This is a genomic window from Flavobacterium sp. ASV13 (genome assembly GCF_000745775.1).
Taxonomy (GTDB): domain Bacteria; phylum Bacteroidota; class Bacteroidia; order Flavobacteriales; family Flavobacteriaceae; genus Flavobacterium.
Window position 1 is genome coordinate 131245 of the sequence record NZ_JQJY01000005.1, and the last position, 23359, is coordinate 154603.

Genomic DNA, 23359 nt, shown 5'->3' on the forward strand with positions numbered 1-23359 from the left:
CGAAAAAGACATTCGTATGGAAAACGAAAAATTTATTTTTTGCCTCGAAGGAGTTCCTGATGTTGATGAGGTTACAACTACCGATGTTGTTAAAAATCTGGAAGAAATTGCTATCGACCAAGGTATTTCCAGTATTCATAAAACCTGTGATACGATTGAAGGTTTAGAAGAAAGTTTGAATACACTTTTGTATGACGATCATAATTTTAAGGATTATGAAATCATTTATTTGGTTATGCCAGGGCAGGAAAATAGCATTTGCCTTCATGATTATTATTACAGCATCGAAGAAATAGCCGAACTTTTTGAAGGAAAAATGAAAGGAAAAATTATTCATTTTGCCAATAAAAAAAAATTAGACCTCAACGACGATGAAGCACAATACTTTCTAGACATTACCGGCGCACGCGCTATTTCTGGCTATGGATCTTCTTATAATAAAATAGCCAGTTACAGTACAATCGATAAGGCTTTTTTTAGTCTGTATCAGGAAAATGATGATCTTACTGAAGTGGTTGAAGAATTGTACCAAAAACATTATGCACTTTGCAAATTGCTTGATTTTAGATTGTATTATTAAAAATGAAGTCAAGGTCAATTGAGAAAATAAAAACGTATACTCCAAAAGGATTTCGAGAGAAGTTTTTAGGAGAAGACAATCCTATTCATTTACTTTTTAAATCGAATTCGGATCATTTTTTCTGTCTTGAAATTGAGGAAATGATGCATATGCAACATCCAGTTCCCCCTTCTAAACATTCTTGCCATACCTTGATTTTTATTTCATCAGGTCAGCATGTTATGAAATTAGGATATCAGGAATATACAACCATCAATAATGAAATAATTGTGGTGCCTGCAGGCCAAATTTTCTCGCTTGATAATGTTAATAATATACACAGCGGCTATATTTGTCAATTTCATCCCGATATTCTAATTGGAAAATTCGGAAGTCGGGAAATGCTTAATGATTTTGATTTTTTAAAAATTTCAGGAAATCCAAAAACAAAATTATCTATTGATGATGTGCCTTTAATTACAACCATTTTTGACAGGCTACAAAAAGAATACACGGATACAAATCTTGCAGACTTGAATATTGTTCAAACTTATTTGATTGCCCTGTTTTATGAGATGAATAAAAACTCGGTTAAATCTTCTAAACCTATTTCGGCTGCAGAAATCATTACTAATAAATTTAAAGAATTAATTCATCTTCATATAAAAACCCAGCATCAGGTCAATCATTATGCTTCATTACTTAACGTTACTCCCAATCATCTAAACAAATGCGTAAAAACAGTAACTGGAAAATCTGCAGTAAAATGGATTGATGAGAACATATTATTGGAAGCCAAATATTTACTCTTTCAAACTACACTTTCTATTAACGAAATTGCAGCACAGGTTGGTCATGAAGATCAGTCTTATTTTAGCCGATTTTTCAAAAAACACGAAGGGATTTCTCCAATTCAATATCGAAAAATGATTGATAAGTCCTAATTATTGATTATACAATCCTAGCAATTACCAAGACATTTTTCAGAAATTTGCCCGTTCAAAAAATGCAAATTATGATTTATGTATTTAAAACTTCCGTTGACAGTCCGTCAAAATTAGAATCGGCTTCGGCCTTGCTTCACAAATTATTGCCAGAAACTTTATGGAATTTTGACCTTGAAGACTGTGATAATATTTTGCGAATTGACAGTGAACACGAAATAGTCGATTTAATTTTAAACAATGGCATTTTCGATTGTATTGAATTAGAATAATTTGGCAACTTCAATAAATTTCATTTTCTATAAAACAAAAAAGGGACGCAGTTTAGTGCTGCATCCCTTTTCAAACTAACTATAAAAATATTTATTTAAGCCAACGAGGGTCTCCAATTTTATTATCAATCAAAGTTTGATTCTGTACTTTAAAATTTCCTGTAGCAGCACTTACAAACTGTGGGTCTAATGCAGTTGCAGTTGCTGATAAGTCAGGTCTGTTATTAGCAAGCGCTCCAGCAGTACTATTTAAATTTGGACAATTAAAATAATTATTACTTACAAATGTTGGATTTGGTGTTGCAGTCTCTCTTGTATATGGTGCTGCCGTATTCGAAAACAATGTATTGCGTACCGTAATTGAACTAGTAGTAACAAAACGAGTATACAAAATTCCGTTAGTGTTCGCAGCAATCATATTCGGATTATTGATTGTACAAGCATCAATTACAATAGTAGAAGTTAATCCTGTAAGACCAGCATCTGCACGAATAAAATATCTAGCTGTTGCAACATTATTAAATGTACTGTTTTTAAGAGTAAGTTTCGCTAACTGTGAACCTCTAAAATCTATAAACTCTCCATTAGCTGTTAATATATTTGTAACAATTGAATTATCTACTGTTATCGAAGACACTTTTGCAGCATTTAAATTGGCACTAATTAATGATACTCCGTAGTCATGAATATTGCAACCGCTTATTAAAAGATCGCCATAAGAAACACTATTGTCATTGTATTTTATTACAGAAACAGCTGCGGCACCAGCGCCTTTATCACCTTTTAAATCTAAATCTATCAAACTAAGATTAGCCGATCCCGTAACCATTACAAAATTCACATGCAGTTTCGGTTTGTTATCTACGCGCAATCCTCGTAATGTGATTTCTTTATTTATGTTAATTGTTCCAACTTGATTATCTGCTATATAATCACCCGGCATTAATACCAAAACAGATCCAGCAGGTGCATCGATAATTTTTTGCAATAAATTATCATCCGCTTTAATCAAAATTCCTGTTCCAATATCGATACCCGTTGTGAAAGTTGCTGTACCACGTTTCTTAGTTCCGTTTAACAAAGTAGCTGTATAAGCTGTTTCACTTGTAAGACCTGTCACGACAGCTACTCCTGCAGTTTTTTCAGCCGCAGTAATTGTGTGAGTAACGTTGCCTGGTTGCAATGTAATTTGTGTAGCGTTTGTATTTGCAGGCCATCTTAAAGTTACTTGCTTAGCTTCAATATCTGCTGGCAGAACCGCATATAGCAATTGCTCAGACAAAGTTGTAGCAGTAGTAACCGACCATTTAGAATCTTCTAAACCTGTTGAACTTACTGCTTTTACTCTAATTGAATAAACCGTTTCTCCTTCAAGTTGCACTTTTACGGGCAATTCATCTGGAGCAACATTTACTGTTTTATAAATGGTTTTAAATTCAATATCATCTGCACTAAATTGCACTACATAATGATCTGCATCTGGTTTTACAGTCCAATTCAATTCAACTGAAGTCTCATTTCTAACTGTCGCTTTCAGCTCAATTGGAGAAAACGCTCTGTTTACATCCAAAGTATCAATTACTTCTTCCTGAAAAGTGTCACAAGAAGAAAAAGTCAACATCAGAGCTAATGCAGTAAATACTCCTTTTATTATATATTTTGTTTTCATAATTATACTTTATTAATTTTCAGAAACTTATTAATACCCGTAATCATTAGTCAATTTTCCGTTGCTTCCTTCTAGGAATACTTGCCATATTGGCCAAAATTGTCTATTGTCAGGATTAACTCCTGGTTTGTACAAAGTATTGATCTTAGTATCGGCTGCCGCACCTGTCCATGTCCATGCAATGCTTGTGTAACCAGCTCCCGGATTAGTAGTTTCTCCTTTGTTCAAACCATAAATATCAAGGCTTACGTTATCTGCTTTAAACTTATAGTATAATGTTGTTGGAACAGTTGCATAATTTCCTGTATGATCTGCTAAACTTTTCATATTCACTTTAGCTTCGTCTAATTTTGCTTTAAGCAAATTCCAACGAATAAGATTTTGTTTACGCTCCATTTCACCTGTAAACTCATATTTGTTTTCATCAACAAGTGCTTTAAACATTGCATCTTTTGTTGACTTACTATTTACATAATCTTCAACTTTTGTTGCCTGATCAGCTGTTGCAAATGCTCTTCTTCTAACTTCTTTTAAATATGGAGCTGCTGCTGCAGGGCCTTCTAATTCATTTGCAGCTTCAGCCGCAATTAATAGAACTTCGGCATAACGCATATAAATTTTATTCACTCCATCATCGTTTGTTGAAGTAACAAAACGTGTCATCCACTCATAACGGTATTTCCCGAAATACCATGTATTTAATGTTCCTAATTCTTGTTTTGCTATATTATTGACAGCTGTTCCGTATTTGTAAGGAACACAAGTTACATCTCTTCGTGTATCTTTCACGTCGTAATCATAGAATACAGTTGGAAGCGGTCCTGCAGTTCCTCCACGATTTGCTCCATTGGCATGGAATTGATCGTTTGTAGTATGGCGAACAGCAAAAGTAAACAACATACGACCTCTACCATCTGAAAAAGGAAGTTCCCATAATGATTCTCCTCCCGCAACTAAATATTCCTGATTGTATTTTTTCCAAAATGTTTCAAATGAAGATTCTAAATGTGCAGATCCACTTGCGATAACCGAACGAGATTCAGCTAAAGCCAATGCATACATATTAGCAACTGACAAAGCAGGATCACTACTTCTTCTGATACCGTCAGGATATTGCTGATAACCACTTGCAACCATTGCTAAACGAGCACGTAATCCTTTTACGAAAGCTTTATTAATTCTCTCTACACTAGTAGTTTCTTTAATTTCACCTGGCCAAGGAACCAATGTCGCTGCTTCACCTAAATCAGCTAGAAGCTGTTTATAAATTTCATCTCTGCTTGTTTTTCCAACATAAATAGTTGCATTATTTAATGGCTCAAATCTTCCAGGCACATCTCCCCAAGCTTTTACCAAATCAGCATAATAAATTGCTCTTAAAGTCAGCGCCTCTCCTAATAAATATCCTAATTGAGATCCAGGAGTTGGATTACCATAAGCGCGCAAACCACGAATACAAATGTTAGCACGCTCAATACCTGAATACATCATTGCCCAAGCATTATTAGTAGTGTTCATCTGTGAGTTATTCGGTTTTGCATCATACGTACATAAATCTGAAGCATCACTTACAGTTTGCGAAGAATTGTACCATTCCGTATCTGTATTTAATCCGTAGAAAGGAAGAAAACGTCCTCTGTATGAGTTGGTCTCTGCAAACGGAATCTTAATACCGTCAATTGCGGCTTCGGCTAATCCTGGACTAGAAAAAATAACAGATTCATCTAATGTCGATTGTGCCGGAGCATCTAAATAATCGTCTGAGCAAGAAGCAAAAAGGCTTGCAACAAACATTCCTGCTATTAATATTTTATGTTTCATCTTGTGAAAATTTTACTGAATTAAAAATTAAGGTTTAGACCAAAAATCAACTGTTTGCTTCGCGGATAAGCTGAATAATCAACTCCCGGTGTGTAAGGCGTATTTCTTCTAGTTGAAGATTCAGGATCTGGACCTGAATAGTTAGTCCAAACAAAAACATTACTAGCTGTAAAATAAAATCTTAGTTTAGAAACCCCTAAAGCAGAAATTAAATTGTTTGGCGCAGTATAACCTAAACTTAAAGTATTAAGCCTCAAGAAAGAACCATCCTCAACAGCCCAGTCGCTAAAAACATAACGAGGCATGTAAGGTGACCACATTGTAGTATTAGCATTTAAAGCAGTCAATGCAGCAGGATCTGTTACTAATTGTCCAGTCGAAGGATCAAGATTTGTCCATCTTTGTCCGTCTGCCATCTCAGCACCTAAATTTCTATATTGTCCATTTGGAATTGAAGTTGCAAATTCAACTTTGTTTGCATTATAAACATCGTTTCCAATACTCCAGTTAAAAGCTGCAGAAAGATCAAATCCGTAAGCATTTGCATTCAACACCATACCACCTGTGCTTTTTGGATTTGCATTTCCAATAACAGTTAAATCATTTGCATTTACTTTTCCATCACCATCAATATCTTTTAATTTCATAGCTCCTGGTTGCATTTTGCCCACTACTGTACTACCATCTGGCACTCCACCTTTTAAAGTATAAGCTCCGGCTGCATAATCAAAGTCAGCTACTTCATAACGTCCATCGCTCTTATATCCATACATGATACCTAATGGCTGACCAACGTTTACTAAATAATCTCCAGTAATTGACGAAGAAGCCCATCCTGATGATGCAGTAAAGTTATTCATTACACCAAGCGAGTTAATTTTGTTCGTATTAAATGCAGCGTTGAAAGATAAACTTACTCCGTACTTTTCTCTTTCAATAAGATTAAGATTCAAAGTAGCTTCAACTCCGCTGTTTTGAATTTCTCCCATGTTTCTGTATTGATTATCATAACCTCCAGAAATTGGGAAAAGCATTAATAAATCTTTTGTCTTATTTTTATATACTTCGACAGATCCTGTCACTTTATTTTTGAACAAGTCAAAATCTAAACCTATATTTTGAGTAACAGTTGTTTCCCATTTTAAATCAGGATTAGCCATTGTTTTAGAAGCTGCCCAGAAATTATCAACACCATTGATCCAAGTAGATGTAGAAGAAATAAAACTTTGAACCATTTGTCCAGTTGGAATATTATTATTTCCAGCCTCACCATAACTCACTCTTAATTTAAGCAAATTGATCCATGAAGCATCTTTCAAAAATTCTTCTCCTGATATTTTCCAAGCTGCAGCTGCCGCTGGGAAAAATCCCCATTTATTATCTCCTAAGAATTTACTAGATCCATCGGCACGATAAGTCGCTGTAAAAAGATATTTGTCTTTATAATCATAATTAGCACGCCCGAAAAAAGAAAGCAATTTGTCATCTGGAGAATAGAAATTATCAACTGAAACTGGCGTTCCTTGAGTAGTCAATTTTTTAGCCTGATCTAATTCAAAAGATAATGGATACCCCTGAATTGTACTTGTAAGGTCATTTCTCTTATATTCTATAGATTCTTCTCCAAAAAGCAATTTCAAATTATGATTTTCTCCAACTAATTTTTTCAAATCATAATTAAGTGTATTCGCATTTCTAAAACGAGTATCTTTTCTGTCTGCCATTATCATAGCTGGCATTCCTTGTCTTTCTGCCGCAGGATTATTTTTCACATAATACGTTGTACGTCCGTAGAAACGATAATCTTGAAAGTTATAATTATCTAAACCTAATTCTGTTTTAAAGATCAAATCCTGAGTCAGTTTCCAAGAAAAACTTCCTAAAGTATTGAAGTTTTTTCTGAACTGCTGACGGTTATTATCTACAATTGCCACAAAAGGGTGCGTCAAATTGTTTGCTACAGCTTCATCTGTATCATCTGTAGTCAAACCAGGAACTGGGATTGGAGCATATCCTACGATATTTTTTAAACGAGAATCTGCTGATGAAACCTCATTTTGCTCATTCATACCTGCACCATTAATTTCAGTATCAGAATAACGTACTGTAAAAGACAAATCAACTTTATCAGAAGCTTTGCTGTTTAAGGCAAGAGACAAGTTGTTTCTATTAAAATCTGATCCCATCATAATTGCTTTTTCATCATAATGAGCATAGTTGAAATTATAGTTTATTTTATCAGATCCACCACGAATAGACAAGTCACGGCTTTGAACTTCACCTGTACGGCCAAAAACCTGTTTTTGCCAGTCATTCCCTTTCATGCCTTTGTATTGGTCATAATCTTGCCAGTTACCAAAATATTTTGTGTAAGAACTTGGGTTACTCAAAATAGTTTTATCTGTTTGATCAAGCAATGCATATTCATATTGCCATTTCACATAATCCTCAGGAGATGTAACAGGAATAGTATTAGCCATCTGTTTCATTCCGTAGAACATATTAAAGTTTACTGCTATTTTACCATCTTTACCTTTTTTCGTCGTAACTATAATAACTCCATAAGCTCCTCTAGAACCATAAATTGCAGTTGATGACGCATCTTTCAATACGGTCATTGTTTCAATATCAGAAGAAGAAATATCATTGATATTGTTTACCGGAAATCCGTCTACAATATATAATGGAGATGCATCCTGACTTAAAGATCCGTTTCCACGAATTCTGATTTGAACATTTGAGTCTGGTGAACCTTCAGAAGATGTTACCGATACTCCGGCAATACGTCCAGTTAAAGCTTCTGCAACGTTAGGAACCGGAATCTTGCGTACTTCATTTCCAGAGAATGTAGCAACTGCTCCAGTTAAATCAGATTTCTTAGATGTTCCATATCCAATTACAACAACCTCATTCAAGTTATTAGAATCTTCTGCTAAAACTACATCTACTTTAGTCTTTCCCGCAACAGGTATTTCTTTAGTTCCAAATCCAATAAAAGAAAAAGTCAAAACAGCTTTAGGGTTCGTTAATTTGATTTTATAACGTCCGTCAAAATCAGAAGAAACCCCATTTTTTGTTCCTTTTTCAAGTACATTAACTCCCGGCAAAGTAAGTCCGGCAGCATCCTTAACGGTTCCCTCTATAGTTGTAGTCTGTGCATTTACCTGACTACTCATAAGCAAGCACAATAAGAAAACAAGTGCAGAGCAATAATTTGCTCCTTTGTTTAAAAATTCTTTAAAGTTCATGGTTTATTGTTTAAGTTATTAATTGGTTAATGGTAATTTATGTGGTTTTGAAATTCTAATTTTTTATTGTTATGTGGTTTTGATTTTTAAAAAACCTAAGCAACTGCAAAGTTTTTCAATCGATTTCGTTTTAAAAAAACAATTTGAAATAAACAGAAATCAAATCATGTAATCGATTACACAAACATAGATATTTTTTTTATATAAAAAATTAATTTTCATAAAAATTTGCTAAAAAAAATTACATATCAAAAATAAAAGCACTTTTTTATACCACATATGTAATTTATATTATGAATAAATAGTAATTATATTATTGTGATATATTAAATTCTTTCGTTTTTATCAAAAAAACAATCGATTACATGAAAAAAATATCGTTTGCGTAAGACAGAAAAAATCTGGACGCATAAACAATACAAAACTTGAGATATTAACAAAAAACCAACTAATTCCTACAACTATACCAATACAACACTTTCATAAATCTTAAAATAAAGCATAAAAAAAGTCCTTAAACAATTAAGCTTAAGGACTTTTGAAAAGTATTTTAATTAATTTTTATGCTCTTTGAAGCTGCAAATTTGCTTTGTGTTTTTGCATTAAAGTAAATGTTATAATCATTCCTGTTACAGCCATCACTACTCCTATAAGATTTGGAGAAGCAAAATCATAACCTGCCGCCAACGGAAGTCCACCTAAAAATGCTCCTAAAGCATTTCCAATATTAAAACTTCCCTGAAGCGCTGCCGATGCAATCATCTCAGCATCTTTGGCCGTTTTAATCATAAGCATTTGTATAGGTGCAATTACTGAAAAAGAAATCGCTCCAGTTAAAAATGTCAGGAATAATGATACATATTGATTAAAAGAGAAAAAGTAAACCATTAGTAAATCAAGTACCATTATAAATAGTAAAGCCAAAACGGTTGGTGCCGGTAAATATTTATCGGCTAATTTACCACCTGCAAAATTCCCTACAACCATTCCAAGACCAGCTAATATCAATATATAAGAGACATCTTCAGGTGAAAATTTAGAAATGTTTATTAATAAAGGTGCAATGTAACTGATCCATGCAAACAGTCCGCCAAAACCAATAGCAGTAATTCCGATAATCAACCAAGCTTCTGTTTTCTTAAAAAACTGCAATTGTGTTCTCATATTTACATCACCGGTTTTTTCCAGATTTGGCATCCATAAAGAAATAAACAGAAGAGTCAATAGACCAACAAAGGCGATTAATATAAAGGTATAACGCCAAATAAAATGGTGCCCTATATAAGTACCAATTGGTACACCAATTAAATTTGCCAAAGTAAGTCCGGCAAACATAATAGAAATAGCTTGAGCCTCTTTTCCTTTATCAGCCAAACGGCTTGCCACTACAGCTCCAACCCCAAAAAAGGCTCCATGTGGTAATCCCGAAAGAAATCTCGAAGCAAATAGAAAATTATAATTTGGCGCAATTATCGAAAGTGAATTAAAAACCGTTAGCATCAATGCTAATATAATAAGCATTTTTTTTGGCGGAAAATTGCGTCCTAAGATTACTAATAAAGGTGCGCCAATAACAACACCCAACGCATATGATGAAATTAAATATCCGGCAACCGGAATCGAAACTTTCATATCTGAAGCAATATCAGGCAATAAACCCATCATTACAAATTCAGTTATTCCAATAGTTAAGCCCCCAAGCGAGAGCGCAATAAGACTTTTTTTCATTTGTTTTACACAAGAAAGTATTAGACTTTCTATGATGCAAATTTAACACCGTTAAGCGCAAAATAAGTTGTATATTTACGACATAAAATTGTAAATTTAAGTCATGCCTAAATTAAATCAGTTTGAAACTTTAGTGATTCATGAATTTGAAGACGAGAAATTCCATCTTCCACCGCATACACATACCTATTACGAAATTATCTATATTAAAAAAGGAAGCGGTATTCATCATTTGAATAAAAATCTTCTCCCTTATAAAGCGGGTGATTTGTTTGTGATTTCTCCCGAAGATGAACATTATTTCGACATCAGGAAAAAGACGCGTTTTGTTTACATTAAATTCACCGACAATTATTTCAATTCGAAACAAAATCTAACTTGCGACGAATTTCTGGTCAATACGCCCGAAAGTTTCATGCGAGATAAAATTCTGAAAGAAACTGTCCTGAAATTTGATGAACCCTGCAAAACTATCTTAGAAAATACAGTAGCCAATATTATAGCGTACGATCAATATGTTGATGTCACTTCTTCGCCAATCGTATTTTATCAGATTCTCTCCATTTTTGGGCTGATTAAAGAAACAATACGTGGAATGAATCTTCAGTTGAAATCGACACATATTGATAATGAACAAATTGCAAATTACATCCATCAGAATATTTATCAACCAAAACTGGTTCAGATTAAAGTAATTGCAGAGCATTTCAATATTGCGCCAACTTATTTCAGTGCCTACTTTAAGCGGACTTTCTCAATAAGCTATCGCGATTATATCAACAATCTGCGAACTACTTTGATTGAAAAACGAATTCACAACAATCAGTTACCTATCAAACAAATTGCGTATGAATTTGGTTTTACCGATGAAAGTCATTTATCTAATTATTTTAAGAAAAGAAAAAACATGAAGCCAACAGATTTCAAGAAGCTTTAGTTATTGAAATCTTAAAACACATTTGAGCTAAAGATTTTTATCTAAATTTGTATCACCAATATATTTCCTTTGACAAAAAAAGTACACATATTATTTCTCATTTTAACTTTTGGCTTCTTTATGATGTCGAATGCGAGTTATGCTTGTGGAAAATCGGCTGAGAAAAATTTATGCGAAAAGAAAATGAATCCAGCTAAAGATTCTTGTCAAAAAGAGTGTTGCAAAGAAACTCATAATTCAAAAAAAGACGACCACGGATGCAGTGGAAAATGCAATCATTCCGGATGCACTACTTCAGGCTTACAGTTTAGTTTAATAACTGAAAATCAATTCGACATCAACAGCGAATTATTTCATTTTTCTTTTAAAAAACCAATCATGTACTATAAAAACAGTAGTATTTCGGACGGTTTTACTTCAATTTGGGCACCGCCAAAAATAAAATAATTGTATTTGTAACAGCCATAATTGGCTCTAAATCAAACACAATTTACATTAATCATTTCAAAAATAAAAACTAATTAAGGAAATCGAATTCCTTCTAAATCTATATAAAATGAAAAAGTCAATATCAATTATAACAGCAATAATCGCATTTGTTTTCACTTCAAATACTATTCAGGCGAATACAATAAAATCAGAATCAGGAACAACAGAAATTATTGAAGCTAGTCAGTTACAATCTGTTTATGATGCTTATTTCAATGTAAAAGATGCGCTTATTAAAAGTGACAGCAAATTAACTTCGGCAAAAGCCACAGCTTTATTGACAGCAATTACAGCTGTAAAAATGGACAAACTAAAAAGCAACGAACATACAGTTTGGATGAAAGTGGTAAAGAAATTAACTGCTGACGCGAAAAACATTTCTGCAACAACAGATCTTAAAAAGCAACGTGAGACTTTTAAATCATTATCAAAAAGCACTTATGATTTAATAAAAGTTTCAAGTCCAGACCAGCCAATCTACAAACAATATTGCCCAATGGCAGATGCTGATTGGTTAAGCAAAGAAAAAGCAGTTAAGAATCCGTACTACGGTTCTTCTATGCTGACTTGTGGAAATGTTGTAGAAACGATCAAATAAATATGAAGCTCTACATCAAAAATATGGTGTGTGCCCGATGTAAAATGGTTGTGGAGTCTGAGTTTGAAAAACTCGGACTCCAAACTATTTCTGTTGAGTTGGGTGAAGTAGAACTTAAAGAAGAAATCACCGATAACCAAAAAGAAGTTTTATTAGAAAACCTGCAATCGTTGGGTTTTGATTTAATTGATGATAAAAAAACGAAAACAGTCGAAAGAATAAAGAACTTAATTGTCGATTTGGTTCATCATAAAAACAATGATTTAAAAATCAACTTGTCCGATTATTTAGCCGAAAATCTAAATCAGGATTATAATTCGCTGAGCAATCTCTTTTCTGAAATTGAAAACACAACAATCGAAAAATATTTCATTAGTCAAAAAATTGAAAAAGTAAAAGAATTATTGATTTACAATGAGCTTTCGTTAAGCGAAATTGCTGATATTTTAAATTACAGTAATGTGGCACATTTGAGTAATCAATTCAAAAAAATTACGGGCTTTACTCCTACTTCGTTCAAACAATTGAAAGATAAAAAACGTATTCAGATTGAGAATTTGTAATTTTTAACTTAACCGCAATCCCGATAGCTATCGGGAGCAAAGGTTTACGCAAGGTTCGCAAAGCTATTTTAAGACAAAGCTTTGCGAACTTTGCGTTTTTAAACAACCCAGCATATCAAAAATCCTTGCGCCCTTTGCGGTTAAAAAAACAATTTGTAAATCTTACAAATCATTTCCAAAATTCTACAAACCGAACTCACCAATAGTTCTGAAATTTGCATTGTAATACTTAAAAACCAATACAATGACTCATCAATATATAATTTCAGGAATGTCTTGCAACGGATGCCGAACCAAAGTAGAAAAGACTTTGAATGAAATTGAAGGAATTCAGGCAGAAGTAACCTTGAATCCGCCAACGGCTACGATAACAATGGAGAAACATGTTGCTACAGAAAAATTTCAAGAAGTTTTAGCTGCAGCTGGAAATTATACAATTGAAATGAATTCTCCTAAAAACCATTCTGAGACAGCTGAAAAATCTTGCTGTTCAGGTCATAAAAAAGAGAACCACAATCATCATAAATTGGGAACAAAAAAAATACATCAGCACAGTGCAAACAGTATTTATTATTGCCCAATGCATTGCGAAGGTGACAAAACATACAACAAACCTGGAGATTGTCCAGTTTGCGGAATGGATTTAGTTCCGCAAGTTGCCATAACTGCAACACAATTTACTTGTCCGATGCATCCTGAAATTGTTTCAAACGGACCGGGCGACTGTCCAATTTGTGGAATGGATTTGGTTCCGATGCAGGCTTCTGAAAATGAAGAAAACAAAACCTATTCTGATTTATTGAAGAAGATGAAAATTGCGATTTTGTTTACGCTTCCTATTTTCATTATTTCAATGTCAGAAATGATTCCAAATAATCCACTTTATAATATAATGTCAATTGAAAAATGGGATTGGGTTCAACTTTTATTTTCAATTCCAGTTTTGTTTTATGCAGGATGGATGTTTTTTGTTCGTGCTTATAAATCAATTGTGACATGGAATTTAAACATGTTTACTTTAATTGGAATCGGTACAAGCGTTGCATTTCTATTTAGTATTGTCGGAATGTTTTTTCCTGATATTTTCCCATCCGAATTCAAATCGCATCATGGAACCATTCATTTGTATTTTGAAGCAGCAACGGTAATTATCACTTTAGTTTTATTAGGACAATTGTTGGAAGCCAAAGCACACGGACAAACCAACGGAGCCATAAAAGAATTATTAAAATTAGCACCAACTGAAGCGACTCTAGTTGAAAACGGAGTAGATAAAGTAATCTCTATTCATAATATTAAAAAAGGCGATTTACTTCGTGTAAAACCCGGAGAAAAAATTCCCGTTGATGGAAAAATAACTACTGGCGAAAGCAATATCGACGAATCTATGATTACGGGAGAACCAATTCCGGTAGATAAAAAAACTGGCGATGCCGTAATTTCCGGAACTATAAATGGTACAAAATCATTTGTAATGATTGCCGAAAAAGTCGGCTCAGAAACCATGCTCTCGCAAATTATCCAAATGGTGAATGATGCCAGCCGATCTCGTGCTCCAATTCAGAAATTAGCCGATCGTGTTTCTAAATATTTTGTACCTACAGTTGTTATTATTTCTGTTTTAACCTTTTTTGTTTGGGCAAAATTTGGTCCAGAGCCCGCTTACGTTTACGGATTAATTAATGCTATTGCGGTTTTAATTATTGCTTGTCCTTGTGCGCTTGGGTTGGCAACTCCAATGTCGGTTATGGTTGGTGTTGGAAAAGGGGCTCAAAACGGAATTTTAATTAAAAATGCCGAAGCCTTAGAAAACATGAATAAAATTGATGTTTTAATAACCGATAAAACAGGAACTATTACTGAAGGAAAACCATCTGTAGAAAGAATATATTCTGTTACTAATGAGGAAGATTTTCTGCTTCAAAATATTGCTTCTTTAAATCAGCATAGCGAACATCCTTTGGCGCAGGCAGTAGTCAATTTCGCGAAAGCAAAAAATAGTTCATTCAAAGAAGTTCAAGGTTTTAAAACTATTGCTGGGAAAGGAGTTTTAGGAACTATCAAAGGTAAAAAAGTAGCTTTAGGAAATAAAAAATTAATGGAAGAAATTGGCGCTTCTATTTCTAGTGATTTAGAACAAAAAGTTACAGCCGAACAAAATTTAGGCAAAACTATTTCGTACATCGCAATTGAAAATATTGTTTTAGGTTATGTTGCCATAACTGATGCCATCAAAGAAAACAGCGCAAAAGCCATTAAAGAATTAATTGATCAAGGCGTTGAGGTTATCATGATGACGGGCGACAATCATAATACCGCAAAAGCCGTTGCCGAACATTTACATTTGAGTTCTTTCAAGGCGGATTGTCTTCCAGAAGAGAAATTAAGAGAAATTGAACGCCTTCAAGCACAAGGAAAAATTGTTGCCATGGCGGGCGACGGAATCAACGATGCTCCAGCTTTAGCACAATCCAATATCGGAATTGCAATGGGAACTGGAACTGATGTTGCTATTGAAAGTGCTAAAATCACTTTGGTAAAAGGTGATTTAAACGGAATTGTAAAAGCCAAAAACCTCAGCCATGCTGTGATGTCAAATATCAAACAGAATTTATTTTTTGCTTTTATCTACAATACATTGGGTGTGCCAATTGCTGCTGGAATTTTATATCCGTTTTTAGGGATATTACTTTCGCCAATGTTGGCTGCAGTAGCAATGAGTCTGAGTTCTGTATCCGTAATCGTAAATGCTTTGCGATTGAGAAATCTAAAATTATAATCGATCATGAAAATCAAATATCTCTTTATACTTTTCTTAATTGCTTTTCAGTTAAAGGCCCAAAAAGTAGTACGTTACGATTTACATGTTCGTGATACGGTTGTGAATTTTTCGGGTAAAGAAAAACGTGCGATTGCTGTAAACGGGCAAATTCCAATGCCGACTTTGACTTTTACCGAAGGCGATATTGCAGAAATTTACGTTCATAACGAATTAAAAAAGGAAACTACTTCAATGCACTGGCACGGATTGTTTCTGCCAAATAAAGAAGACGGCGTTCCATATTTAACACAAATGCCGATTGAACCTGGAACAACTCATAAATATTCTTTTCCAATTATTCAAAATGGAACGTATTGGTATCACAGTCATTCGGGTCTACAGGAACAAATTGGTTTGTACGGACTTTTTATCATCAACAAGAAAAAAGACGATCCGACTATTCGAAAAGGAATTGACGATTTGCCGACAATTCCTGTTATTTTAAGCGAATGGTCTGATCTGAAACCAGAGAATATTCAGCGAATGCTTCATAATGCCAATGATTGGTTTGCCATCAAAAAAGGAACAACACAAAGTTATGCCGAAGCCATAAAACAGGGACATTTTAATACCAAAGTGACCAACGAATGGAAACGAATGAACGCGATGGATGTAAGCGATGTTTATTATGAAAAGTTTTTAATCAACGGTAAAAATGAACAACAGTTTTCAGACCTTAAACCTGGCTCAAAAGTCCGATTACGAATTGCCAACGGAGGCGCTTCGAGTTATTTTTGGCTGACTTACGGCGGAGGAAAAATTACCGTTGTAGCCAGTGACGGAAATGATGTTGAACCCGTAGAAGTTGATCGTTTGATTATCGCAGTTTCTGAAACTTATGATGTTGTCGTTACTGTTCCAGAAGACCATAAAACTTTTGCCTTTTTGGCTACAGCCGAAGATAGAACTGGATCTGCCTCTTTGTTTTTAGGAAATGGAGAAAAACAGCCTGTTCATCATCTTTCAAAATTAAAATATTTTGAAGGAATGAAAATGATGAACGATATGATGAAAATGAACGGCGAAATGAACGATATGGGCATGAATATGTCTTTGACTAAAATGGACATGAATGCCGTAATGTATCCAGAAATTTCGGGTGAAGATGAAAATTCGAAACCAAAAATGGATCATTCCAATCATAATATGGGCGACATGAAAATGGAAAGTGACAGCACTGAAACCTCCGAAATTGTGACTTTAAATTACGGAATGCTGAAATCGCCTTTTAAAACCAATCTTCCGAAAGATGCGCCTGTAAAAGAATTACGTTTTACTTTATCTGGAAATATGAATCGCTATGTTTGGAGTTTAGACAATAAAGTGGTCTCTGAAACGGATAAAATTTTAATCAAAAAAGGCGAAAACGTTCGTATTGTTTTATATAATGGTTCGATGATGCGACACCCGATGCATTTACACGGACATGATTTTAGAATTCTAAATGAACATGGGGATTATTCTCCACTCAAAAATGTAATTGATATTATGCCAATGGAAACCGATACGATCGAGTTTCAGGCAAATGCTGATGGTGACTGGTTTTTTCATTGCCACATTTTATATCACATGATGGCTGGAATGGGAAGAATTTTTAGTTATGAAAATTCAGCGCCAAATCCGTTGATTCATCATCCGGAAATGGCTTTTAAAATGTTGAAAATGGACGATCGAATGTTTCATTTTATGGCAGAAAATGATTTTGCCACGAATGGAAATGATGGTGAAGCAATGTTCAGTAACACGCGTTGGAGTATCGGAACGGAATGGAGATTGGGTTATAACGACAAACACGGTTATGAAACGGAAACTCATATTGGAAGATATATCGGAAAAAATCAATGGCTGATGCCTTTCATCGGTTTTGACTGGCGTTATAGAAAAATGGGAATGGATGAACAGGAACAAAACTTATTTGGTCAAAAAAACACTAAAGACAATCGTTCAGTTTTCAGCATCGGTGCGGAATATACTTTACCAATGCTTATAAAAGCGCAAGTTGAGGTTTATACGGATGGAAATGTGAGAGTACAATTTGAACGAAAAGATATTCCGCTTTCCCAAAGACTTCGAATGAATTTAATGTGGAATACGGATAAAGAATATATGGTAGGATTGAAATATGTTGCTGGACGAAACTTTGGAATTACGACACATTATGACAGCGATATGGGAATTGGTTTTGGAGCAAATTTGAATTATTAATCTTATATTAGCATAGAAATTTTATCAAATTAATATGTTTGGCGAACCTCATTTTATTGCACTATTACAATACAAAAGTACCGAAGAAGGCGGCCGAAAAACTGCAGCAAGCTCTGGATACAGACCACACATAAAGTTTTCATTTGACGAATATATGACTTCTGGAATGCAACTTTTCATTGATACAGAATTTGTACTTCCAGGAGAATCCGTTTCTGCAGAAATAAGCATTTTATCTGTCGAATATTTTGAAGGCAAACTATATGAAGGTTTAGAGTTTGATTTTCGAGAAGGCACACATATTGTTGGAACAGGGAAAATAAGTAAAATTTTAGACTCAAAACTAGACCGCAATTTTCAAAAATGAAAAAAATATTTTTCTTGTGTATAATACTTTCGCAAATAAATGCCTTTGCTCAATTTGCAGTAATAAAAGATAAAGACGGCTATGTAAATATCAGAACTGAAACTTCAAAAGGAAATAACATTTCAGACAAATTGAACAACGGTTTTGTTGTGTATTGTTTCGAACCAAAAAACAATTGGATCAATATCGATTATTCCAAAAACAATAAAGACAGAAATGGTTATTTATACAAAGATCGGGTTCAATATTTATCTGAATTTATGACCATTCCATTAGTTAAAGAAACTCAAACTAAAGTTCTTTTTAAGAAAGATGGTTTTGATATTAGTATTGAAAGCAGAAATTTTGAATCAAATTCAGCAAAATTAACCTTTCTTGAGAAGGACAAATCTATACTTAAAAAGATTAATGGAAAAGCTTTTTGGGGAACTGACGGAGGAATTCCAAAAAAGACTTATAAAAGCATAACTATAGTGATTGACAACAAGACTATTGAACTTCCTAAAAATTCTTTTGATGATTTGTTCGAACCTAGTCTTTATAACACTAAAATTAATTACGACAAAAAGAACGATATCTTATATATCACATCCAGCAATAGCGATGGAGCTGGAGGTTATGAAATTGTTTGGGTTATTGAAAAAGGAAAATATAAAGAGCGAAAAATTGCCTTTGGTTTCTAAATTATCTAACCTTTTTCAGCTTGTTTTTTTTACAAAAACATTAACTAAATTGTAAGAATCAACCTTAAGAAATGTTCCTATATTTGATTCACCAATTACAATTCTCTAACAAAAATAAATTAAATCAAAATGACAAAAGTTATTACAATCGTTACTGTTGCTTTATTTACAATTGGCGTGAATGCTCAAGATACTGCGCCTGCTAAAAAAGAAAAAGCAAAAAAAGAATCATGCTGTAAAAAAACGTCAACAGATAAAAAAGACAAAAAATCTTGTTGTGTAAAAAAATAATTGAAATACTAATTTCAAGAAAAAGGCCTCAAAAATATTTGAGGCCTTTTTTATATCTTAATTCATGACTAATAAACTATTTCAATCGAACACTCCATTCAAAATCCATTTCTGAAACCTGAACACCTTCTTCATTTGTTCCAATAGATTTCATCCAGAATGTCTGTCCTTCTCCAGTTTCAATAGTTCTTTGAATCGCTTCAGCAATTAAATGTCCGTCGTTGCAGACAAATGTGATTCTTCCCGTTGCTTTTTTAGTGAAGTTTCCTTTATTATTGGCAACCAACATAGAGATTTTTCGACCGCTTTCCTGAATTTGAGAAATAACCAAAGCCCCTGTTGTCAACTCTGCCGCCATAGCCTGCACGGCAAAATACATCGAATTAAACGGATTCTGATTGATCCATCTATGTTTGACGCTTACAATACAGCTGTCTTTATCGATAGCTTTTACACGTACCCCGCAAAAGTATGCTGATGGTAATTTGAACAATACAAATTTGTTGAGTTTGGAAACTGAAACTGCCATGTGATATATTTTTTTAGTAAAAATACAAAAAAACTATGCACGCACAATAAATTCGGTACACTTTTGAAAGACATCAATAAAATCAGGTATTCCGAATGATTTTCAGCAAATTATCCTTGTACTACAAATATTAAACTTGTTAATATTTTGTTAATATTTGGTACTATGCAAAACAAGATACTGTTTTTTAGACATATATTTGCATAAGAAAATACTATATACTTTTAATCATGGAAACAACAACACCACTCATCATGGAAACAACATCAGAAAGAAACACATCAGCGTTTACACATTTAAGTACATTAAGTCAGTACATTATTCCTTTTGGGAATTATATTTTCCCAATCATTATTTGGTCGAGCTACAAAGACAAATCAGAATTTGTAAATCACCACGGAAAACAGACATTGAATTTTCAATTGAGTTTATTGCTTTACACTTTGGTTTTAGCCTTAATCGCAATTCCGATTTTCGTATCAGTAGTTTTGCAAAACATTCCGATGGAAGCTGTTTTTAACGACGAAGATTTCGTAATCAGAAATTTCAATTTTCAAGGAAACATTGCCTTATTAAGTATCGGCGCGACAGCTGTTTTACTTTTTGGATTGCTAAAATTTGTTGAATTCTTTTTAGTGATTTATGCTTCGATAAAAGCTTCAAACGGAGAATTATACAATTATCCGCTTACGATTCCTTTTATAAAGTAATCTAAAAGGGTTAAAAGATTATAGACACAATCAATCATCAATCAATCATCATCAATCAAAAAACGAATTGTTCAATCTAAAAAAAACAAAATGAAATTATGAACATTGAAAACACAAAAGCACAGATGCGCAAAGGTGTTCTTGAGTTTTGCATCTTATCAGTATTAAAAGAGAAAGACGCATATACATCTGAAATATTAGACACTTTAAAAAACGCAAAATTACTAGTTGTAGAGGGAACCGTTTATCCGTTGTTAACTAGATTGAAAAATGACGGTTTACTAAATTATCGCTGGGAAGAATCGACCTCAGGGCCGCCACGAAAATATTATGGATTAACCGAGATAGGACAAACTTTTTTAAACGAACTTAGCGGCACATGGACAGAATTATCTGACGCCGTAAAACTAATCACCAATCAAAATCAATAAGTCATGAACAAAACAGTAAATATTAACTTAGGCGGTATGTTTTTTCACATCGATGAAGATGCATATTTAAAATTGACACGCTATTTTGACGCTATAAAACGATCATTGAACAATTCGTCTGGACAAGATGAAATTATTAAAGACATCGAAATGCGCGTTTCTGAATTATTAACAGAAAAACAAAAAAGCGAAAAACATGTTGTTGGCTTAAAAGACGTTGACGAAGTGATTGCGGTGATGGGCCAACCTGAAGATTACCGAATTGAAGATGAAGAAAGCCAAAATCAATCTTTCAACAATTACGGCGGAAGACAGCATAAAAAATTATACCGTGACAAAGAAAAAGGTATGATTGGCGGTGTTGCAACTGGTTTAGGACATTATTTTGGAATTGACGCCGTTTGGATCAAAATCATATTCTTAATCTTTGTTTTTGCAGGTTTTGGAACTGGAATCTTAGCTTACTTCGTACTTTGGATTGTAACTCCTGAAGCGGTAACAACTTCAGAGAAACTGGAAATGACCGGAGAACCAGTTACGATTTCAAACATCGAAAAAAAAGTGCGTGAAGAAATTGACTCATTGTCTGAAAAATTCAAAAATGCAGATTATGACAAAATGGGAAACCAGGTAAAGTCGGGAGCTGAGAGAATAAGTAGTTCATTTGGAGACTTTGTCATGACGGTTTTTAAAATCTTTGCTAAATTTTTAGGTGTAATTCTAATCATGGCGGGAATCACTACTCTAATTCTTTTATTAATTGGAGTATTTACTTTAGGAACAAATGTTTTTATTGATTTCCCTTGGCAAAACTTTATTGAAGCAGGAAACTTTACAGAATATCCTATTTGGTCTTTCGGTTTATTGATGCTTTTTGCAGTTGGAATTCCATTTTTCTTCCTGACTTTATTAGGATTTAAACTGTTGTCTCCAAATTTGAAATCAATCGGAAATATTACAAAATATACTTTGCTTGCCATCTGGATTATTGCTGTTGCGATTGCAATCAGCATCGGAATTAAACAAGCGACTGAAATATCTTACGATAACAAAACAGTTGAGAAGAAATCATTGAACATTACATCAAAAGATACTCTTTATGTAAAATTCAGATACAATGATTATTATGCAAAGGATTTGAATCATCATCATGAATTTACATTCGTACAAGATTCTGCAAACAACAACTTGATTTATTCTAATGATGTTCGTTTACATGTTTTATACACTGATAATACTTCTCCTTATTTGCAAATTGAAAAAAGTGCGAGAGGAAATTCATTTTCAAGTGCAAAGAAAAGAGCCGAAAAAATCAACTATAATGTTCAGATTAACGGAAATCATTTAATTTTGGATAATTATTTTCTGACAGATGTGAAAAATAAGTTCAGAGGACAAGAAGTTGATGTATATTTGTACTTGCCAGAAGGGCAATTATTTAAGCCAGATTCTTCAGTACAAGATTACGACGATTCTGAAAATGATTTCTTCAACCTGCACTTTAGCGGAGATTACAATTACAAAGTTGAAGGTTCAAAAATAAAATGTTTAAACTGCCCTGCAGAAGAGAATGAATATCATGATGGAGATTATGATAGTGACGAAAACACTATTGAGAATGACACTGTAAAGGAAGTTTCGATTAAAATTAACGGAAAAGAAGTTTTAAACGGAAAAAAAACCAAAGGAAAGTTAACCACTGATAAAAACGGAGTTATAATTAAAATCAACTAATAACTAAGGCCATGATCAAAATAATCATTCATATTACAAAATTTATTATTGCAACTGTTACCGCATTATTATTTGCTTCTTGCAACTTTAATTTGAATACAGTTGAAGGAAGCGGACATGTAACAACTGAAAAAAGAATTGTTCAGGGAGATTTCAAAAAAGTATCTGTAAGCAATGCGATTGATTTAGTAATCGTACAGTCTGATTCAACTGAAATTGTTGTTGAAGCTGATGATAATTTGCAAAAAGAAATCATTACAAAAGTTGAAAACGGAACATTGGTAATTAGCTGTAAATTCAGTTCATTCAGAAATGTTACGACTAAAAAAGTAACTGTAAAAATGCCGGTTATTGATAAGCTTGAAGCTTCGAGCGCTGCAACGGTACAAAGCAAAAATGTAATTCAGTCACAGGATATCGATTTGGAAACTTCAAGCGCAGCAACTATGACTGTTAATGTAGAATCTGACAATATTTCGGCAGAATCTGGAAGCGGAAGTTCTATTTCAGTTGAAGGAAAAGCATTAAAAATCAAAACTTCAGCATCTAGCGGTTCTAATATTAATGCAGAAAAATTATTAGCAAACGAAGTTCATGCAGAAGCTTCAAGCGGAGGAAGTGTAAATGTGCATCCGATTGTAAGTCTTAAAGCGGAAGCATCAAGCGGAGGAAGCATCAATTATGACTCAACTCCAAAGACTGTTGAAAAAAGTTCACATTCTGGCGGAAGCATCAGTCAGGGATAGTCAATATTTATGTG

The 23359-nt window shown here is 33.7% G+C and carries 21 protein-coding genes; 16 read left to right on the forward strand and 5 right to left on the reverse strand.

Annotated elements, in window-relative coordinates; genetic code table 11:
- Window positions 1–16: 16 nt before the first annotated feature.
- The 3 genes from GQ47_RS14440 to GQ47_RS14450 all read left to right on the forward strand — a co-directional run bounded on the left by GQ47_RS14440 (window position 17) and on the right by GQ47_RS14450 (window position 1775).
- Window positions 17–580, forward strand: coding sequence for a DUF6642 family protein (locus GQ47_RS14440; protein ID WP_035649795.1), 564 nt, complete (start codon window positions 17–19; stop codon window positions 578–580).
- A gap of 2 nt (window positions 581–582) precedes the next feature.
- Window positions 583–1503, forward strand: a complete 921-nt coding sequence (locus tag GQ47_RS14445) for a helix-turn-helix domain-containing protein (protein ID WP_035649798.1) — start codon at window positions 583–585, stop codon at window positions 1501–1503.
- Window positions 1504–1574: 71 nt separating this feature from the next.
- A complete protein-coding gene (locus tag GQ47_RS14450; RefSeq protein ID WP_035650643.1) occupies window positions 1575–1775 on the forward strand; it encodes a hypothetical protein in 201 nt (66 codons plus the stop codon).
- 91 nt (window positions 1776–1866) lie between these two features.
- Here the strand turns inward: GQ47_RS14450 and GQ47_RS14455 are convergent, their stop codons facing one another.
- From GQ47_RS14455 to GQ47_RS14470, 4 genes are all read right to left on the reverse strand, one after another.
- A complete protein-coding gene (locus GQ47_RS14455; RefSeq protein ID WP_035649799.1) occupies window positions 1867–3444 on the reverse strand; it encodes a DUF5123 domain-containing protein in 1578 nt (525 codons plus the stop codon).
- Between the two features lie 30 nt (window positions 3445–3474).
- A complete protein-coding gene (locus GQ47_RS14460; protein WP_035649802.1) occupies window positions 3475–5265 on the reverse strand; it encodes a RagB/SusD family nutrient uptake outer membrane protein in 1791 nt (596 codons plus the stop codon).
- 20 nt (window positions 5266–5285) lie between these two features.
- A complete protein-coding gene (locus GQ47_RS14465) occupies window positions 5286–8513 on the reverse strand; it encodes a SusC/RagA family TonB-linked outer membrane protein (protein ID WP_035649805.1) in 3228 nt (1075 codons plus the stop codon).
- A 561-nt stretch (window positions 8514–9074) separates the two neighbouring features.
- A complete protein-coding gene (locus GQ47_RS14470) occupies window positions 9075–10241 on the reverse strand; it encodes an MFS transporter (RefSeq protein WP_035649808.1) in 1167 nt (388 codons plus the stop codon).
- Between the two features lie 103 nt (window positions 10242–10344).
- On the opposite strand from GQ47_RS14470, the gene GQ47_RS14475 reads away from it, so the two are divergent.
- The 9 genes from GQ47_RS14475 (at window position 10345) to GQ47_RS23650 (ending at window position 19195) form a co-directional block, all read left to right on the forward strand.
- Complete coding sequence (locus GQ47_RS14475; protein ID WP_035649811.1) at window positions 10345–11178, forward strand: AraC family transcriptional regulator; 834 nt, start codon at window positions 10345–10347, stop codon at window positions 11176–11178.
- Window positions 11179–11298: 120 nt separating this feature from the next.
- Window positions 11299–11625, forward strand: coding sequence for a hypothetical protein (locus tag GQ47_RS14480; protein WP_051951548.1), 327 nt, complete (start codon window positions 11299–11301; stop codon window positions 11623–11625).
- A gap of 109 nt (window positions 11626–11734) precedes the next feature.
- Complete coding sequence (locus GQ47_RS14485; protein WP_035649816.1) at window positions 11735–12265, forward strand: DUF3347 domain-containing protein; 531 nt, start codon at window positions 11735–11737, stop codon at window positions 12263–12265.
- A gap of 2 nt (window positions 12266–12267) precedes the next feature.
- The gene (locus tag GQ47_RS14490) at window positions 12268–12828 is read left to right on the forward strand and encodes an AraC family transcriptional regulator (RefSeq protein ID WP_035649818.1); all 561 of its coding nucleotides are present in this window, start codon (window positions 12268–12270) and stop codon (window positions 12826–12828) included.
- Window positions 12829–13072: 244 nt separating this feature from the next.
- A complete protein-coding gene (locus GQ47_RS14495) occupies window positions 13073–15607 on the forward strand; it encodes a heavy metal translocating P-type ATPase (protein ID WP_035649820.1) in 2535 nt (844 codons plus the stop codon).
- 6 nt (window positions 15608–15613) lie between these two features.
- On the forward strand, window positions 15614–17854 hold the full coding sequence (locus GQ47_RS14500; protein WP_035649822.1) for a multicopper oxidase family protein: 2241 nt from the start codon (window positions 15614–15616) through the stop codon (window positions 17852–17854).
- A 34-nt stretch (window positions 17855–17888) separates the two neighbouring features.
- Entirely contained in the window at window positions 17889–18221 is a 333-nt protein-coding gene (locus GQ47_RS14505; RefSeq protein ID WP_051951549.1) for an EF-Tu C-terminal domain-related protein, read from the forward strand.
- Window positions 18218–18904 carry a hypothetical protein gene (locus GQ47_RS14510; protein WP_051951551.1) on the forward strand — a complete coding sequence of 229 codons (687 nt, stop codon included), beginning with the start codon at window positions 18218–18220 and terminating at the stop codon, window positions 18902–18904. Before GQ47_RS14505 ends, GQ47_RS14510 begins: the two co-directional genes overlap by 4 nt.
- A 129-nt stretch (window positions 18905–19033) precedes the next feature.
- Complete coding sequence (locus tag GQ47_RS23650) at window positions 19034–19195, forward strand: hypothetical protein (protein WP_154275325.1); 162 nt, start codon at window positions 19034–19036, stop codon at window positions 19193–19195.
- 76 nt (window positions 19196–19271) lie between these two features.
- On the opposite strand, the gene GQ47_RS14515 is transcribed toward GQ47_RS23650, so the two are convergent.
- Complete coding sequence (locus tag GQ47_RS14515) at window positions 19272–19724, reverse strand: DUF4442 domain-containing protein (RefSeq protein ID WP_026727702.1); 453 nt, start codon at window positions 19722–19724, stop codon at window positions 19272–19274.
- Window positions 19725–19954: 230 nt separating this feature from the next.
- On the opposite strand from GQ47_RS14515, the gene GQ47_RS14520 reads away from it, so the two are divergent.
- From GQ47_RS14520 to GQ47_RS14535, 4 genes are all read left to right on the forward strand, one after another.
- A complete protein-coding gene (locus GQ47_RS14520; RefSeq protein ID WP_081909359.1) occupies window positions 19955–20434 on the forward strand; it encodes a DUF4870 domain-containing protein in 480 nt (159 codons plus the stop codon).
- A 98-nt stretch (window positions 20435–20532) separates the two neighbouring features.
- Complete coding sequence (locus tag GQ47_RS14525) at window positions 20533–20865, forward strand: PadR family transcriptional regulator (protein ID WP_017498072.1); 333 nt, start codon at window positions 20533–20535, stop codon at window positions 20863–20865.
- Window positions 20866–20868: 3 nt separating this feature from the next.
- The gene (locus tag GQ47_RS14530; RefSeq protein WP_035649825.1) at window positions 20869–22599 is read left to right on the forward strand and encodes a PspC domain-containing protein; all 1731 of its coding nucleotides are present in this window, start codon (window positions 20869–20871) and stop codon (window positions 22597–22599) included.
- A gap of 11 nt (window positions 22600–22610) precedes the next feature.
- Window positions 22611–23345 carry a head GIN domain-containing protein gene (locus GQ47_RS14535; protein WP_035649827.1) on the forward strand — a complete coding sequence of 245 codons (735 nt, stop codon included), beginning with the start codon at window positions 22611–22613 and terminating at the stop codon, window positions 23343–23345.
- The last annotated feature ends 14 nt before the right edge of the window (window positions 23346–23359 follow it).

What these genes read in the sequence shown, in the direction of transcription:
- GQ47_RS14440 (WP_035649795.1), top strand. Translation starts at nt 17, where the DNA reads ATGGAAAACGAAAAATTTATTTTTTGCCTCGAAGGAGTTCCTGATGTT.
- GQ47_RS14445 (WP_035649798.1), top strand. Translation starts at nt 583, where the DNA reads ATGAAGTCAAGGTCAATTGAGAAAATAAAAACGTATACTCCAAAAGGA.
- GQ47_RS14450 (WP_035650643.1), top strand. Translation starts at nt 1,575, where the DNA reads ATGATTTATGTATTTAAAACTTCCGTTGACAGTCCGTCAAAATTAGAA.
- GQ47_RS14455 (WP_035649799.1), bottom strand. Translation starts at nt 3,444, where the DNA reads ATGAAAACAAAATATATAATAAAAGGAGTATTTACTGCATTAGCTCTG.
- GQ47_RS14460 (WP_035649802.1), bottom strand. Translation starts at nt 5,265, where the DNA reads ATGAAACATAAAATATTAATAGCAGGAATGTTTGTTGCAAGCCTTTTT.
- GQ47_RS14465 (WP_035649805.1), bottom strand. Translation starts at nt 8,513, where the DNA reads ATGAACTTTAAAGAATTTTTAAACAAAGGAGCAAATTATTGCTCTGCA.
- GQ47_RS14470 (WP_035649808.1), bottom strand. Translation starts at nt 10,241, where the DNA reads ATGAAAAAAAGTCTTATTGCGCTCTCGCTTGGGGGCTTAACTATTGGA.
- GQ47_RS14475 (WP_035649811.1), top strand. Translation starts at nt 10,345, where the DNA reads ATGCCTAAATTAAATCAGTTTGAAACTTTAGTGATTCATGAATTTGAA.
- GQ47_RS14480 (WP_051951548.1), top strand. Translation starts at nt 11,299, where the DNA reads ATGATGTCGAATGCGAGTTATGCTTGTGGAAAATCGGCTGAGAAAAAT.
- GQ47_RS14485 (WP_035649816.1), top strand. Translation starts at nt 11,735, where the DNA reads ATGAAAAAGTCAATATCAATTATAACAGCAATAATCGCATTTGTTTTC.
- GQ47_RS14490 (WP_035649818.1), top strand. Translation starts at nt 12,268, where the DNA reads ATGAAGCTCTACATCAAAAATATGGTGTGTGCCCGATGTAAAATGGTT.
- GQ47_RS14495 (WP_035649820.1), top strand. Translation starts at nt 13,073, where the DNA reads ATGACTCATCAATATATAATTTCAGGAATGTCTTGCAACGGATGCCGA.
- GQ47_RS14500 (WP_035649822.1), top strand. Translation starts at nt 15,614, where the DNA reads ATGAAAATCAAATATCTCTTTATACTTTTCTTAATTGCTTTTCAGTTA.
- GQ47_RS14505 (WP_051951549.1), top strand. Translation starts at nt 17,889, where the DNA reads ATGTTTGGCGAACCTCATTTTATTGCACTATTACAATACAAAAGTACC.
- GQ47_RS14510 (WP_051951551.1), top strand. Translation starts at nt 18,218, where the DNA reads ATGAAAAAAATATTTTTCTTGTGTATAATACTTTCGCAAATAAATGCC.
- GQ47_RS23650 (WP_154275325.1), top strand. Translation starts at nt 19,034, where the DNA reads ATGACAAAAGTTATTACAATCGTTACTGTTGCTTTATTTACAATTGGC.
- GQ47_RS14515 (WP_026727702.1), bottom strand. Translation starts at nt 19,724, where the DNA reads ATGGCAGTTTCAGTTTCCAAACTCAACAAATTTGTATTGTTCAAATTA.
- GQ47_RS14520 (WP_081909359.1), top strand. Translation starts at nt 19,955, where the DNA reads ATGGAAACAACAACACCACTCATCATGGAAACAACATCAGAAAGAAAC.
- GQ47_RS14525 (WP_017498072.1), top strand. Translation starts at nt 20,533, where the DNA reads ATGAACATTGAAAACACAAAAGCACAGATGCGCAAAGGTGTTCTTGAG.
- GQ47_RS14530 (WP_035649825.1), top strand. Translation starts at nt 20,869, where the DNA reads ATGAACAAAACAGTAAATATTAACTTAGGCGGTATGTTTTTTCACATC.
- GQ47_RS14535 (WP_035649827.1), top strand. Translation starts at nt 22,611, where the DNA reads ATGATCAAAATAATCATTCATATTACAAAATTTATTATTGCAACTGTT.